This window comes from Actinophytocola sp. KF-1, from assembly GCF_054661535.1.
The window spans coordinates 1-15,089 of the sequence record NZ_BAAFVK010000029.1 but is presented as its reverse complement, the minus strand read 5'-3'; the positions used below and the strand labels follow the sequence as shown (position 1 = coordinate 15,089).

At 72.5% G+C, this 15,089-nt stretch carries 12 protein-coding genes; 5 read left to right on the top strand and 7 right to left on the bottom strand.

The window, feature by feature from the left end; translation table 11 throughout:
• Positions 1–204 precede the first annotated feature (204 nt).
• The 3 genes from ACYQ77_RS44490 to ACYQ77_RS44480 all read left to right on the top strand — a co-directional run bounded on the left by ACYQ77_RS44490 (position 205) and on the right by ACYQ77_RS44480 (position 4,915).
• Entirely contained in the window at positions 205–1,575 is a 1,371-nt protein-coding gene (locus tag ACYQ77_RS44490; protein ID WP_459723565.1) for an L-serine ammonia-lyase, read from the top strand.
• A gap of 64 nt (positions 1,576–1,639) precedes the next feature.
• Entirely contained in the window at positions 1,640–2,191 is a 552-nt protein-coding gene (locus ACYQ77_RS44485; protein ID WP_459723563.1) for a maleylpyruvate isomerase family mycothiol-dependent enzyme, read from the top strand.
• Between the two features lie 21 nt (positions 2,192–2,212).
• A complete protein-coding gene (locus tag ACYQ77_RS44480) occupies positions 2,213–4,915 on the top strand; it encodes a DEAD/DEAH box helicase family protein (RefSeq protein ID WP_459723562.1) in 2,703 nt (900 codons plus the stop codon).
• 163 nt (positions 4,916–5,078) lie between these two features.
• On the opposite strand, the gene ACYQ77_RS44475 is transcribed toward ACYQ77_RS44480, so the two are convergent.
• The 4 genes from ACYQ77_RS44475 to ACYQ77_RS44460 all read right to left on the bottom strand — a co-directional run bounded on the left by ACYQ77_RS44475 (position 5,079) and on the right by ACYQ77_RS44460 (position 10,489).
• On the bottom strand, positions 5,079–6,608 hold the full coding sequence (locus ACYQ77_RS44475; protein WP_459723560.1) for a hypothetical protein: 1,530 nt from the start codon (positions 6,606–6,608) through the stop codon (positions 5,079–5,081).
• Positions 6,601–8,676 (bottom strand): hypothetical protein, encoded by a 2,076-nt coding sequence (locus ACYQ77_RS44470; protein WP_459723559.1) that lies wholly within the window; start codon positions 8,674–8,676, stop codon positions 6,601–6,603. Before ACYQ77_RS44470 ends, ACYQ77_RS44475 begins: the two co-directional genes overlap by 8 nt.
• Positions 8,677–8,791: 115 nt before the next feature.
• The gene (locus tag ACYQ77_RS44465) at positions 8,792–9,745 is read right to left on the bottom strand and encodes a sporulation protein (RefSeq protein WP_459723557.1); all 954 of its coding nucleotides are present in this window, start codon (positions 9,743–9,745) and stop codon (positions 8,792–8,794) included.
• A gap of 102 nt (positions 9,746–9,847) precedes the next feature.
• Positions 9,848–10,489: a TetR/AcrR family transcriptional regulator gene (locus tag ACYQ77_RS44460; RefSeq protein ID WP_459723555.1), complete on the bottom strand. Its 642-nt coding sequence runs from the start codon at positions 10,487–10,489 to the stop codon at positions 9,848–9,850.
• A 100-nt stretch (positions 10,490–10,589) separates the two neighbouring features.
• Between ACYQ77_RS44460 and ACYQ77_RS44455 the strand changes: the two genes are divergently transcribed.
• Positions 10,590–11,987 (top strand): MFS transporter, encoded by a 1,398-nt coding sequence (locus ACYQ77_RS44455; protein WP_459723554.1) that lies wholly within the window; start codon positions 10,590–10,592, stop codon positions 11,985–11,987.
• A 57-nt stretch (positions 11,988–12,044) separates the two neighbouring features.
• On the opposite strand, the gene ACYQ77_RS44450 is transcribed toward ACYQ77_RS44455, so the two are convergent.
• The 3 genes from ACYQ77_RS44450 to ACYQ77_RS44440 form a co-directional block, all read right to left on the bottom strand.
• Positions 12,045–12,605, bottom strand: coding sequence for a S1 family peptidase (locus tag ACYQ77_RS44450; protein WP_459723552.1), 561 nt, complete (start codon positions 12,603–12,605; stop codon positions 12,045–12,047).
• Entirely contained in the window at positions 12,589–13,062 is a 474-nt protein-coding gene (locus tag ACYQ77_RS44445) for an alpha-lytic protease prodomain-containing protein (protein WP_459723550.1), read from the bottom strand. The genes ACYQ77_RS44450 and ACYQ77_RS44445 overlap by 17 nt, the downstream gene beginning before the upstream one ends.
• A gap of 251 nt (positions 13,063–13,313) precedes the next feature.
• Positions 13,314–13,688 carry a hypothetical protein gene (locus tag ACYQ77_RS44440; protein ID WP_459723549.1) on the bottom strand — a complete coding sequence of 125 codons (375 nt, stop codon included), beginning with the start codon at positions 13,686–13,688 and terminating at the stop codon, positions 13,314–13,316.
• Between the two features lie 107 nt (positions 13,689–13,795).
• On the opposite strand from ACYQ77_RS44440, the gene ACYQ77_RS44435 reads away from it, so the two are divergent.
• Positions 13,796–14,020 carry a hypothetical protein gene (locus tag ACYQ77_RS44435; RefSeq protein ID WP_459723547.1) on the top strand — a complete coding sequence of 75 codons (225 nt, stop codon included), beginning with the start codon at positions 13,796–13,798 and terminating at the stop codon, positions 14,018–14,020.
• Positions 14,021–15,089: the final 1,069 nt, after the last annotated feature.

Sequence of the window (15,089 nt, the reverse complement as noted above, 5' to 3'; positions counted from 1 at the left end):
ACATCGCAGGTGTCACCCGTCCGGACACGCTCCGTCATCGCCGTCGAGTTGCCCCCGGTGGGACGGGGCGGTACGACAGGGGAGCACGCGAATCGGTCGGGGGCGGACCGGCCGGCTTGCCCCGGGCAGCCGGCCGGTCCGACGACATGTGCCCCGGCACCCGACCTACCATGAACCGGTAGCGGCGGGTGCCTCGGAGGTTCAATGGCGATCAGCGTGTTCGACCTGTTCTCGGTCGGTATCGGGCCGTCCAGTTCGCACACCGTCGGGCCGATGCGGGCCGCCCGCACGTTCGTGACGGGCCTCGCCGACGACGGGCTCCTGACCTCGGTGAACGCGGTCAAGGCCGAGCTGTTCGGCTCGCTCGGCGCGACCGGGCACGGGCACGGCAGCGGGCCCGCCGTGCTGCTGGGGCTCGAGGGCGAGCAGCCGGAGACCGTCGACACCGACACCGTCCAGGAGCGGGTCGAGCAGGTCCGAGTCACCAAGAAGCTGCGGCTGCTGGGCACGCACGAGATCACCTTCGACGACGACGCGCTCGTCCTGCACCGCAGGCGCAGCCTCCCGTTCCACCCCAACGGCATGACGTTCGAGGCCTTCGACGGGGACGGGAACTCCCTGCGCGCCCGCACGTACTACTCCGTCGGCGGCGGGTTCGTGGTCGACGAGGCCGCGCAGGGCGCCGACCGCATCAAGGTCGACGACACCGAGGTCGCCTACCCGTTCCGCACCGGTGCCGAGCTGCTCGCCCACTGCCGTCGCACGGGGCTGCCCGTGAGCGAGATCATGCTGGCCAACGAGACCGCGTGGCGGCCTGCCGCCGACGTGCACGCCGGGCTCAGCCACATCTGGGACGTCATGCAGGAGTGCGTCCGCCGCGGCTACACGCAGGACGGCACGCTCCCCGGCGGCCTGAAGGTCCGGCGCCGCGCACGCGAGATGTACGAGCACCTCTCGACCGACCCCTTCTCCACCGACCCGTTGCGCGTCATGGACTGGGTGAACCTGTTCGCGCTCGCCGTGAACGAGGAGAACGCGTCCGGTGGCCGCGTGGTCACCGCCCCCACCAACGGCGCGGCCGGGATCATCCCCGCCGTCCTGCACTACTACGCGCGGTTCGTGCCCGGCGCGACCGACGAGGGCGTCGTCCGGTTCCTGCTCACCGCGGGCGCGATCGGCGTCATCTACAAGGAGACCGCGTCGATCTCCGGCGCCGAGGTCGGCTGCCAGGGCGAGGTCGGCTCCGCCTGCTCGATGGCCGCCGGTGCGCTGTGCGAGGTGCTCGGCGGCACCCCCGAGCAGGTCGAGAACGCCGCCGAGATCGGCATGGAGCACAACCTCGGCCTCACCTGCGACCCGGTCGGCGGGCTGGTGCAGATCCCGTGCATCGAGCGCAACGCGATGGCGTCGGTGAAGGCCATCAACGCCGCCCGCATGGCGCTGCGCGGCGACGGCACCCACGTCGTCACGCTCGACAAGGTCATCAAGACCATGCGCGAGACCGGCGCCGACATGAAGGTCAAGTACAAGGAGACGGCGCGCGGCGGGCTCGCCGTGAACGTCATCGAGTGCTGATGTCGGATCGGGCGTGCCCCGTTCGTCGGTAGGTCGGCAGAACCCCCGACGGAAGGGAACGCACATGATCCGCGACACCATCGCCGCCGAGCGCGGCGAGCTGGCCGAGGTCCTGGCCGGGCTGACCGAGGAGCAGTGGGACGCGCCCAGCCTGTGCGCGGGCTGGCGCGTGCGCGAGGTGGTCGCGCACATGACCGCGCCGTTCCGGGAGCCCGACGCCCGGTTCCTGCGCGCCACGACCGCCGACGAGATCAACCGCGCCGCCGACGAACTCGCCCGCGCGGACGCCGGGCGGCTCACCAGCGCCGAGCTGACCGCCGCGCTGCGGGACAACACCCGGCACCCGTGGCGGCCGGGCAGCGACGTCGGCGCCCTGTGCCACGACGTCATCCACGGCCTCGACATCACCGTCGCGCTCGGGCTCGGCAGGCAGGTGCCGCCCGACCGGCTGCGGCTGGTCCTCGACCGGATCGTGCCGGACCAGGCCGGGTTCTTCGGCGTCGACCTCGCCGGGAAACGCCTGGTCGCGACCGATCTCGACTGGAGCCACGGCGACGGCGAGGAGGTGTCGGCCACCGCACAGGAACTGTTGCTCGTCGCCTGTGGTCGGATGTAGCACGACGACGCGGAGGTGCCGGTGACGGGAGGCTGGGACGGGCTCGCGCCGGCGTTCGCGTGGCGGAAGTCGCAGCGGCACCTGCTGGACCTGTGCGGGCACGTCACCGACCGCCGCTGGCACGTGTGCGCGCCGCCTGGCGCCGGCAAGACGCTCGTCGGGCTGGAGCTGGCACGCAGGCTCGGCGCCCGCACGCTCGTGCTGTCCCCGACCACCGCCATCCGCGACCAGTGGCGGGGCGCGGTCGCCTTGTTCGGGGCGGTGCCGGAGGAGTTCGCGAGCACCGGCCTCGACCGGCCCGCGCAGCTGTACTCGCTCACCTACCAGCTGCTCGGCAACCCCGGCGCCGCCGCCGACGACCTGCACGCCGCCGCGCGCAGGCTGTGGCTCGCCGAGGTCGCCGCGAAGGCGGGGGAGGACGCGGCGCGGGACCGGGTCGATGCGGTCGAGCGGCGCGACCCGGCACGGGCGCGCAAGGAACTGGGCAGGCACGTCCGGATCCTGCGCCGCTCGCTCGCCACCGGCGAGGACGTCGGCCTGCCCGCCGGGGAGCTGCTCGGCGCCCGCGCCGCGAAGCTGATCGACCGCATCGCCGGGCTCGGCATCGGCTGCGTCGTGCTCGACGAGTGCCACCACCTCCTGGACTGGTGGGCGCTCGTGGTGAACGCGCTGGTGACCCGGCTCGACGAGGTGGCCGTCATCGGCCTCACCGCCACCCTGCCGGAACTCGGCTCCGTCCAGGAGGGACTGAACTACGCCGGCCTGCTCGGCGACGTGGACGCCGAGCTGCACCTCGCCGCGATGGTCGCCGACGGCGGCGTCGCACCGTGGCGGGACGGGGTGCGGGTCGCCGAGCTGGCGCCGGAGGAGGCCGCGTTCCTCGGCACGTGGGCGACGTCGTTCGCCGCGCGGCTCGACGAGGTGCTGGTCGGGGAGCCGTTCATCGGGTGGGCGGTGGGCCGGGTCGAGTCCGAAGAGGACGGCTGGGAGCGGCTGGGGGAGGCCGATCCGCTCGTCGCCGTCGCGCTGGCGCGGTGGTTCGCGGCCCGCGGCATGGCCGTGGAGCCGGCGGGCGACCTGACGCTCGACGACCGGATCCTGCTGCTCGACGCGTGGTTGCACGACCCGCACGCGGACATCGAGCAGGAGCTGCGCGACGACGTGAAGCAGGAACTGCGCCGCCACGGCGTCGCGCTGTCCGCGTCCGGGGTGCGGTGGACCCGGTCGGTGGCGGACATCGTGTGCTCCCGGTCCACGGCGAAAGGCGTCGCCGCGGGCGAGGTCCTGCGGCAGGAAGAGGCCGTGCGCGGCGACGACCTGTGCGCGCTCGTCGTCGTGGAACGGGACCGCGCCACCAGCCCGCCCGCCGCCGCGCGGGCCGTGCTCGGCGCGGACGCCGGGACGGCCGCGCGGGTGCTGGCGGCGCTGTGCCGGGAGGGTGCCGTGGCCGCGCGCGGTGTGCTGTGCGTGACCGGCAGCGGCGCGTGGTGCGACGCGCTCGCCGCCGACCGGGTGACGCACGCGATCAACGTGGCCGCCACCGACGAGCGCTGGGTCACCACGCGGGGCAGCGACCTCCCGTCCGTGGTCGAGCTGGTCGGGCACGGACCGTCGTGGGACACGGCCCGGTGGCTCGCCGCGGCGGCCGCCGCGCTCACCGGCGGGGCCGCGCAAACGCTTGTCGCCACGCGGGGTCTGGTCGGCGAGGGCTGGAACCTGCCGCGGCTCAACGTGCTCGTCGACCTGAGCGAGGTCGCGAGCACGACGGCGATGACGCAGCTGCGGGGGCGGGCGCTGCGGATCGACCCGGAGCGGCCGGAGAAGGTGGCGTCGTTGTGGGACGTCGTGGTCGCGCACCCGACCGCGCACGGCGACTGGCGCCGGTTCCGCGGCAGGCACGCGCGGTGGTGGGGGCCGGACCGGGACGGCGCGCTCGTGACGGGTGCCGGCAAGGTGCACCCGAGGGCCGCCCTGCCCGTGCCGCCGTCGCCGGGCGAGCACGCGGTGCTCAACGCGGACAGCGCCGGGCTGATGTCCGACCACGCGGCGACGCGGCGGGTGTGGGCGGCGGTGGACGCCGCCGGGGTGGCGACGAGCGTGGTCCACGTGCGACGGCGGCGGGTGCGCAGGCAGGTGCGGACCCGGGGGCGCCGGTGGCGGACCGTCGGCGCCACGACCGGTGCGGTGTCGGGTGCGCTGGCCGGCGTGGGTGCCGCGGTCGTGGGGTGGCCGGTCGTGGCCGTGCTCGCGGTGGTCTGCGGGGTGGCGGTGCTCCCGCCCGCGCTGCTGGCCCGCGGCCGGTCGCGGTCGCACGACGTGTTCCTGCGGCAGCTCGGGGAGGCGGTCGCGGCCGGTCTCGCCGCGGCGGGGCACCCGGAGCTGGCGGACGCCCGCGTCACCACGCACGCCACCGCGGACGGCGCGGCGACGACGATCGACGGTGTGCCCGACGACGCGGCGACGCTGTGGGCGGACGCGTTCGAGGAGGTCGTCGGCCCGCTCGGCACACCGCGGTGGCTGCTGGCGAACGGCGACCACACGTGGCGCGTCCCGAGGGCGCTGGGCGCGACGCGGGACCGGGTGGAACTGTTCGCCGCGGCGGTCGCGAACGTGGTCCCGGGCACCGTCCTGCTGCGCGCGGGCTCCCCGGAAGCCACGGCCCGCACCCTGGCCGCGGCCCGCACCCGAGGCACCGACCCCCAACGAACCCTCCGATGGACATAACCCCGCCCCGCGAGTCACGTCGCCGGACATCGCGAGTCGCGCTCTCGCGCACACCGAGTTGCGTGTTTCGTGTACCTCCCGCCACGGCAGAGGTGCACGAAACGTACAACTCGATGTGCGTGAGCGCGCGACTCGCGGGTTCTGGGCGAGGGGCTTGCCGGGGTTAGGCTATGGGGGCTGCTTGGCCCAGCCAGCGTTCTCGCCAGGCCAGGCGTAGGCGAATGGCGCCTCGGGAGAGGTCGTCGGCCATCAGGTGGGCGATGGCTTCTCGTTGGGCCCACGGGCAGAGGTCGCTCAGTGCGGCCGGGACGTCTTCCTGGGTGATCGCCGGGGTGAGCGTCACCGCGATCTTCGCTCGGCCCGTCACGGTGCCGTTCGGGAGGACTCGGGCGCGGTAGTAGTCGATCCGGGCCGACGTCACGCGTTCCGTCGCCGTGCGCAGCAGCGTCGTGACGAGTTCGGCCACGTCCGGGAGTTTCCGGTCGCCGAGCGGCAGGCCCCACGACAGCCACAGCGGGTGGTCGTCGCCGACCGACTCCTTGATGGGCGGGCGCATCGGGCCCGTGCGCAGCACGCGGTAGTCGGTCGCGGCCGAGTCGGTGATGCGGCTCTTCGCGCGCACCGCCTGCCGGCGCGTCAGGCCGCACTCGCTCGCCGTCTGGCCAAGGCCGTCGGAGATCGACAGCGTGGTGCTCGACAGGCGTGCCCTGCCGATGCGGGCCGGGGCCAGCGGCACGACCATGTTGATGAACGCGATCTCCTGCATCGACGACTCGGACACCGCGAGCACGCCCACGTTGCGGGACATCAGGTCCGCCGCGATCGCCGCCGACGAGCCGGGGCGCGCGGGGCCCACGAACGTCAGCAGCTGCACCGCGGCGGGCACGGCGTCCGGCGCCCACCCGAACAGCTCCGCTTTCCGCGCCAGGTAACGCTTCCGGTCCGGCGGCAGCACCGACCACCACTCGCCGCGGACGCGGCCGAACCGGCGGTCGGCGACCTGCAGGCCGAAGCCGTTCCCGGCGGCCAGTTCCGCCAGCGCGCACATGAGCGCGATCCGCTTGCCGTGGTTGTCCTGCTCCAGCCCGACGATCATGCGCAGCGCCATGCCGTTCGCGAGCCGCGGCGCCTCGCCGGAGCCGTCCACGCGGAACTGGCGCCCCGGGTCGCGGAACGGCGCCACCGGCGACTGCAGGAACAGCACCGGGGCGCCGGGACCGCCCGCGGCCGCGGCCGTCATGCCCTGGTACGCCAACGTGATCATCAGCGAGTCCGCGTACGTCGGCCGCCACGGCTCGTGGTCGAGGGTCAGCAGGACCTCGACGCTGTGGTCGGTGTCGTACAGGAAGTCCGGGTTGATCACGACGCTGCCGGTGAACAGCCCGCGCGCCGGGCCGTGCCCGTTCGTCTCGTACCTGCGCACCGCGATCCGGCTCGTCGTGACGCCGTCCTGCTGCTTGCTCGGCGTGACCGGGGTCCACGTGTGCACCCCGAACCCGACACCGGCGACGTGGAACGCGAGCGTCTCCGTCGCGACCTGGTCCTGCGCGGTGGGCGGCACGAGGTCGGCGGGCGGCAGCCCGGTTTCCGGGCCGTCGTGGGTGATGTCGAACAGCACGGCGGGGCTGCCGGAGCTCGCGGCGCGGGCCGCGACCGACGCGAGCGCGGGATGGCGCAGTCCCGGGCTAGGCATGGTCGTACTCCGCGCCGATGGTGGAGAACTCGGCACGGCACCGTTTCCAGCGCCGCACCCGTTTGCCGCGGATCTCGTCCACCAGCCACGTCGGGCTGACCTGGTTCACCGGCACGCGCCGCCGCCGTTTCACGGCCTTGCCCATCCCGTCCAGCCCGACGAGCAGGAACAGCAGGAGCAGCGCGACCATCCCGATCAGGAACGGCACCCGCAGCGAGTGGGCGCGGCCGGACGCGACGAGCAGCGCGAGCGTGCCCGCGATGATCACCGACGTGTACGCGACGTAGCGCGGGAACGTCCGCAGCTGCCCCAGCACGGTCTTGTTCGACGGGATGTCCAGGCGGGACAGCAGGAGACCGGGCACCAGCAGCAGCATCGTCACGATCGCGTCCGCGGACGAGAACGGCCCGCCGTCGTCGACGCGCGGCCCGAACCACGACCCCAGCGTGCCGAGCACCGGCACCCCGGTGAAGAACCCGGGTTCGAGCACCGCGCCGAACCCGACGACGAGCAGCAGCACCGCGAGCAGCAGCTTGGCCACGTTGGAGGCGAGCGACGGCGGGTCGTCGACCAGTGCCATGTAGACGGTCGAGGTGACCGGTTCGGTCGAGCGCGGGTCACCGCCGAACGGCCGCTGCTGCCACTGCGCGTGGCCCGCGTTCTCCCTCGGGTCGTTGTCGGTGTGGACGTCCAGGTCCACCTCGGTCTCCTCCAGCTCGTCCGCGAGGCGCAGCAGGACGTCCCTGGTCATGAGCCCGTCGGCGAGCTTGCGGAACCAGTCGGCCTCGTAGAGGTTCGCGAACCGTTCCAGCCGCGCGACGATCGGCTCCGGGAGCGTGAGCCCGGTGCCGCTCTTCGGGGTCACCGTGTCCGGGCGGGCCGGGAAGCGCGGCGGTCTGGCCGCGAACGTGGCGTACCGCTCCTCGACGTAGGCGCGGAACTCGGCGAGGTCGCGCTGGCGGCGCCTGCCGAACTCGGCGAGCCTGCTGGCGATCCCCTGCAGTTCCAGCTCGAGCAGCTTCGGCGCGACCGTGCGGAGGTGGTCGTAGCTGTCGGCCACCGCGCGCATGTCGGCGACGAGCGACCGCAGCGCGGGGGAGTCGACGTCGGTGGTGAGGAAGAACCGCCGGACCTGGATCTCGGACGGCACCTCCGCGGTCACGTGGTAGGAGTTCACGGCACGCGGGATGAGCGTCGTGTACCGGACGGTGAACTCGTGGCGCACGCCGATCCACCGCTCGAGCACGTTGCCCGGGCGCAGGTGCTTGGACAGCGCGGGGATCACCGGCGCCTCGTAGCGGATGAACGTCTGCGCCCGGTGCGCGGGCATCGCCACCACGAGCAGGTACTCGGCCGACGCGATGTCCAGCAGCTGCAGGAACGGGCTGTCCGGTTCGAACAGCTGGGTGACGGCCGCCGCGGCCTTCTCGCGGATGATGTCGGAGTCGGTGGGGCGGGTGCTGTCGGCCGGTGGTGGTGGCAGCGGGCCGGGCCGGGGCCGCCCGCCGGTCACCATGGCGGCGATCGTGGCCTCGACGAGCCAGCGCGACCGGTTGAGGCTGTGCCGGATGCCGTGGAGCAGTTCCTTCGGGTCCTCCGTGCGCGGGTCGGAGGTGAGGAACATCCGGAACGCGCGGCACAGGCCGTGGATCAGCGCCCGCGCCGTCTCCACCTGGGTCTTCCTCGGCACGACGTCACCGGCGGCGTCCCGCACCACGAAGGACGCGTGTGCCATGCGGGAGTGGCGGGACACCGGCAGCCAGACCGAGTCGGGGCTCGCGGCGCCGGGGTCGGTGCGCAGGGCCCACCTCTGCTCCGCGGTCAGGGTGTTCATGGTGATGTCGATGGTGACCGTGCGGGCCATGTGGGTGGAGTCGGCGAGCGTCAGCGACTCGCTCATCCGGTTCACGTGCTCCAACCGCAGGCCGAGCGCGAGCAGGTTCAGCCCGAGCGCCTCCTGGTAGGCGTCGTGCGGCGACGGCGCGGTGGGGATGGGCGTGCGCCGCAGCGCGTAGAGAAAGCGTGTGAGCCGGTCTCCTTCGCCAGGACCGAGCACAGACATGGCCACCGCGATCTCCCAACACTGAGGGAGATTTCGACATTACCGACTGTCGCGGCGGTGTCCATGGGTATTTCGGGTGGCGTGTGCCGGCCCCGCGCACAGGGCCGGCACACGCGCCGGGTCACTCCTCGGCGCCGAAGTCCTCGCCACCGTCGAACAGCTCGCCGTCCATCATGTCGCCGATGATCATGCCGCCGACGAGACCGGCGGCGGCGCCACCGACGACGGCACCCATGCCGGAACCCCGCCTGCCGTGGTGCCCGTGGTGGCCGTGGTGCCCGCCGAAGGCCGGGTTCACCCGCGGCGCGCGGTCGGCGACGTCGGCGAGCCAGCCGCCGATGATCGCGGTCCAGTCGGCCTGCTCGGCCTCCTCGTGCGACATGTGGAACCGGCCGAACATGTCGCCGCCGGGGCGCAGCAGACCGCCGCGCTTGTCGGCCTCGAGCACGACCCACAGGTCGGCGTGGTTCGTGACGAAGGTCAGCTCGACCTGGTTGAGCCGACCCGCGAACCTCGGCGGCGGGAAGAACTCGATCTCCTGGTAGAAGCCCAGCTCCTGCGGCACGCCGGCGATCCGGCCGACCTCGACGTCGGCGGCGCGGAAGGTCGCGCCCAGCTCGCCGAACGCCTCGAGCACCCGGTCCTGCGACGGCAGCGGCCGCACCTGCACGGGGTCCAGGTCGCCCTTGTCGGGCGCGCCCTTGATCACCAGGTCGGTGCGCACGCCGACGACCATGCCCGGCAGCGCGACGTCCCCGACCGCGGTGACCGGCGTCTCCCACGGCAGCGAGAGCTGGAACGGGATGTCCAGCCGCTCGCCCGCGGGGACGCGGACGTCCCGCTGCACGACCAGGCGGAAGAACTCGCCGGTCCCGCGTGCCTCACCACCGTGGTGCTCGACCTCGACCCGCGTGACGAGCGAGAGCACCACCTGGTCGATGACGGCCTCGTTCGTACCGCCCTGGATCTGGACCCGCCCCCGCACCACCTCTCCCGCGGTGGCGACGGACGATTCGAGCACGGTGTCGACCGATGGCCCACCCACCCCGAAGGCGGAGAGCATTCGCTTGAACACAGACATCCCTTCCGTAAACACGAAGCGCGAGATCCCGCGTACGGAAATGGTGTCACGAACCCGGCAGACCGGACAATACGGGCGCACTGTCCATAATGGACATCAGGGGTCGCGTGGCCGGACCAGCAGCGCGAGCTGCTCGGCGAAGTGCTCCACGACATCGGGGGAGCTCCCGTCGTCGCCGAACACCCCCCGCGCGAGCTGCGGATACACGGTGAGCGCGTTCGCGGCGGCCGTCATGATCAGGTGCAGGGCGGCCGGGTCGAGCCGGTCGTCCAGCTGCCCCGCCTGCTGGCGCTCGCGGATCTGCGCCACCTCGTGTCGCAGGCGCGCGTCGCGTGCCTGTGCCTCCTCGGGGTCCTCGCCGTCGCGGCCGGGGTCGCCGAGCCCCTCCCATGCCAGCAGCCTGCTGCCGTGCCGGTTCTCGACGCTCACCCGCACGTAGCCCTTGATCAGCTCGTCGGCGTCCATGTCGTCGGGGAACGCCTCGGCCTCGAACTCGCGCCAGCGCCTGCCGAGCTCCCGGTAGAGCCCCTCCTTGCCGTCGAAGTAGTACGCGATGAGCTGCTGGTTCACCCCCGCGCGGCGGGCGATCTCGGAGACCCGCGCCCCCGCGAACCCCTTGGCGGAGAACTCCTCGACGGCGGCCTCGACGATCCGCGCCTTCGTGCGCTCGGGGTCGCGCTGCCGCTCGTTCTCCGCGGGTGCCCGCCGCGCTCGCCGCCCAACCTTCTCGGTGCTCATGACGTGATTGTGCCATCTATCCAGCGAGCTTAATCATCTATCTGTTTGACAAAGTCATACGCAAACATGACACTGCTCGGTGAACGGATGAGGAGGAGACATGACGACGACGGTGGCGCCGTACCGGCTCCGATGGGCGGCACTGGCCCTGCTGCTGACCGCGGTGTTCATGGACATGGTCGACAACCAGATCGTGACCATCGCCCTGCCGGTGATCCAGGACGACCTGCACGCGCCCGCCACGGCGCTGCAGTGGATCGCGACCGGCTACACGCTGGCGTTCGCGCTGACGCTGATCACCGGGGGCCGTCTCGGCGACCACTACGGCCACCGCGCGGTGTTCGTTGCGGGCACGGCGGGGTTCGGGATCAGCTCACTGCTGGCGGGTGTGGCCCCGAACATCACCGTGCTGCTGGTGGCCCGCGTGCTGCAGGGCGTGTCGGCGGGGCTGATGGTGCCGCAGGTGCTGAGCTTCATCCACGCCGAGTTCCCGGCCGCCGAACAGGGGAAGGCCATGGGCTTCTTCGGCATGACGTTCCCGATCGGCGGCCTGGCGGGCCCGCTGCTGGGCGGCCTCCTCACCCAGGCGGACCTGTTCGGCTGGCACTGGCGGACCATCTTCTTCGTCAACGTCCCGATCGCACTGGCCGCCGCGGTGGGCGCCCTGGTCGTGATGCCGGCGCGGCGCCCGGGCAAGGCGGTCGCCGACGTCAAGGGTGTGCTGGTGCTGGCGGCGGCACTGCTGGCCGTCCTCTACCCGCTGGTGCAGGGCAGGGAACTCGGGTGGCCGGCGTGGACCTTCGTGCTGATGGCGGCGGCGCTCCCGCTGGTGGCGTTGTTCGTGGCCTACCAGCGGGCGCGGGAACGCCAGGGGCGGGAACCGCTGATCAGCATGCGGTTGTTCCACAGCCGGGCCACGGCGCTGGGCCTGCTCATCATGCTGATCTTCTACTGCGGGATGGCCGCGTTCTTCGTGCTCACCCTGCACCTGCAGAACGGCCTGCACTACTCCCCGCTGAAGACGGCACTGGCGATGCTCCCGGCCACCGTGGGCATCGTGGCGGGCAACGGCATCGGCATGCCCATGGCGGCGAAGCTGGGCCGCACGCTTCCCATGATCGGTCTCGCGGTGCTGCTGGCCGGCGCGGCGTCCCTCGCGTACGTGGTGGCGGAACACGGCACGGACCTGTCCCCGTGGCACCTGGTCGTCCCGGTGGTCCTGTACGGCGGCGGGCTGGGGCTGGGCGCGTCGTCGCTGATGCTCATCACCCTGTCGGGGGCGAAGGAGTCGGACGCGGGCGCGGTCTCCGGTGTGGTGAACACGGTGGTGCAGCTGGGCATGGCCGCGGGCCCGGCGACCGTCGGCACGGTGTTCTTCACGAGCCTGGAGCACCACGGCTCGTCGACGGCGACGACCACCAGCCTGTGGGCCGGCATGGGCCTGTTCGCGGTCGCGTTGCTCGCGTGCTTCGCGCTGCCGCGCCGTCAGCGTGCCTGACCGGACCGCACGACGCCGGGCGGCGGGACGCGTCCCGCCGCCCGGGCATGCGCGGGATCAGAACACGGAGACGCCGTACCGGCTCAGTGCCTCGGTCACGGGCTGGAAGAACGTCGTGCCACCGGTGCGGCAGTTGCCGCTGCCGCCGGAGGTGAGGCCGAGCGCGGTCGTCCGGTCGTACAGCGGGCCGCCGCTGTCGCCGGGCTCGGCGCACACGTTGGTCTGGATCATGCCGCGCACCGTGCCGCCACCGGAGTAGTGGACGGTCGCGTTCAGCGCGGTCACCGTGCCGCTGTGCGTGCCGGTCGTGCTGCCGCGGCGGGTCACCGACTCGCCGACGAACGCGTTGCCTGCAGAGGTGATGTCCTGGCCGCCGACGGTGCCGTCGATGGACACCGACGTGGTGGAGTAGCGCACGATCCCGTAGTCGTTGCCGGGGAAGCTGGACCCGGTGGTGTCACCGAGCTTCGTGGACAGCGAGGAGTTCGAGAACCACGCGTCGGCCACGTCCGTGCAGTGCCCGGCGGTGAGGAACGAGTAGGTGCTGCCGCTGCGCACGTTGAACCCGAGCGAGCAGCGGTAGCCGCCGCCGTAGATCGCGTCACCGCCCGAGATCAACGCGGTGATCGGGCCGGAGCCGTTCGATCCGGACCGCCCCGTCCGAACCGGCCGCGGCCGACCGCAACGCGGCGAGGCGTGCGCCGCGCACATCGCTCGCGACGCTGACGACGACCTGGTTGCTGACGGGGTCGACGGCCCACGCGGTGCCCGCGACCCCCTTGTCCAATGTGGTCATGAGCCGGCCGAGCTGCGCGGCGCTGCGCTCGACGATGCGCGGCGTCGCACCCGCGGCCCGCACCGCGGCGGCGGCCGCGGCGTCGGTGACCGTGACGACGGTGCGCCCGGTCGCGTCGACGTACACCCCGGCGGTGCGGGCGTCGCCGAGCGAGCCCGCGAGGTCCTGCGCCGCGTGCGCCGACAGCGGGGCCGCGGTGGCGAACCCCGGTGCCATGGCGGCGATGCCGGCCGCGGCCAGCGCGGCGATGGCCGCCCGGGCGATGGTGCTTCTCTTCATGGTGAGCCTCCAGCAGGGGCCCGGTCACACTGGGTGTCCGGGATGGCACAGTGCCATGTGTCCCACCTAATGCGACGGGATTCGGTGCCCACAAGCCAGCAACGGGCTGATCCTGGGCGGCTGAACGGTGCCGTCAACTGCTCCGTTCAGCCGCTGACCAGCCCGTCACCGGCATCGCTGTCCGAAGTGGAGGCGGCACGCCGGTCACTCGGCGGGGAGGTCCACCAGTTCGCACGGGGCGACGGGCCCGCTCACGACGTAGTGGGCGATGACGAAGATCGGGGTGCCGTCGTGGCGGGCCGCAGCGTGATCGGGTCGTCGCCGCGGTCGACCCGGAGGGTGACCTCGTTGTCGGCGCGCTCGAAACGTTCGGGCACGGTCCGGCACATCTTTCCCGGCGGCGCGAAGGACACGTCGGCGGTGATGCCGTGCGCGGCCAGTTCCCGGTCGAGCCCTGCCGGGTCCTCGACGCGGTTGACGGTGGTGGTGACCGACCCGTCGTCGTTGCCGGTGACCGCGTACGCGGCGGGTACGTGCCCACCGCTCAGGGCGGGCACCCCGAACACGGGCCCGGCGGCGAGCGCCCCGCCCCCACGACGAAGCCCCGCCGCCGGTGGTTGTGCCACCACGACCTGACGAAGCTCAGTGAGCGGGTTCTCCTCGAAGTGCCCCAGCTTGTTCGCGGCGCGACCTCCGGTGCGACGACGATTCCGGTCAGGGTGGGCGGGGTGAGGTGATCACGAAGGGCGCGCTCGGCCCGGTGCAGCCGCACCCGGGCGGTGACCGGCTGGATGCGGAGCGCGTGCGCGGCTTCGGTGACGGGAAGACCGTCGAGCACCGCCAGTTCGAGCACGGCACGCGCACCCGCGCGGTCCGCCGCCGCTCGGCAGCGACAACGTTGTGCGCGACCCCGAAGAGCCACGCGACGGCACTGCCCCGATCGGGCCGGTACGTGTGATGACCGCGAGAAACACCTCAGCGGTGAGATCCGCGACGAGCTGTGGATCAGCCACCCGCCGAGCCAGGAACCGCTGCACGCCAACGACATGTTCGCGGTAGAACACCTCGAACAGATCGGGATCCCGCCCGATCTCGCGCACAACCACAGCCCGCTCGCTCACCGCGCCCTCCGTCCCTTTTCCCGTACTTGGGCGAGGTGAGGTGGGAAGGAAGACGACAAGCAACGGTCAGCAAGGCGACTCCACATGCGCAGGCCGGGCGAGTACGGCGAACCCACACGCCAGGGCTGGGATCGCGCTGCGGGGTTGGGCGGCAAGGCGGCCGCAGTCGTGAGGGGCTGGCGTGGTGCGGGACCGCAAGCGCGAGGGGTGGAAGAACGGCCGCAACGCGGGGCTGGCCGGTCAGGGGGCCGCAAGTGCCAGGCTGTGCGGCAAGGCGGCCGCGGTCGCGCGGGTTGGGGCGGCGATGCGACCGCAAGCACGAGGCGGCAAAGGGACCGCACGCGCCAGCGCTGGGCCACCACGCAAGGGGACCGCGAGCAAGGTGGTCTCAAACGCCAGGTGGCGACCGCGAGCCTCAAGGCTGGGCGACCCCAAGCGTCAAGGCATGCCAGCACGGTGGCCCTGAATGCCAAGGCAGGGGGCGGCCCGGACGCCGAGGTTGGTGAGCGAGGTGGCACACAGCACCGACCATCGGTGACCAGCGGCGGACCGACGTGGTGGTCGGTTCCTCGGTGAGATTGCTGTCGTTGCTGTTCCTGGTCGAATGCGGTGAACGCGCGAAACCACCCTCCGGCCAGGGAAAGAACACCTCGACCGGAAGGTCTGACCATCGCCGCTCGAAACGTGCCCGGTGTTCAGCACCGGACGTCCGCCGATCCTTGTTCATGGCCGATCAGGAGTTCTGTCCGGTCTGGGAATGGCCGAAGGCCGCCACCCCTGCCCGGGGTGGCGGCCTTCGGCGTGGGTGTTCTGTTGTTACTTCTTCTTCGCGGCGCTGGTGCGCTTGGCGGCCGTGGTCTTCTTCGCGGCCGTCGTCTTCGCCGGGGTGGCCTTGGCCGTGGTCCG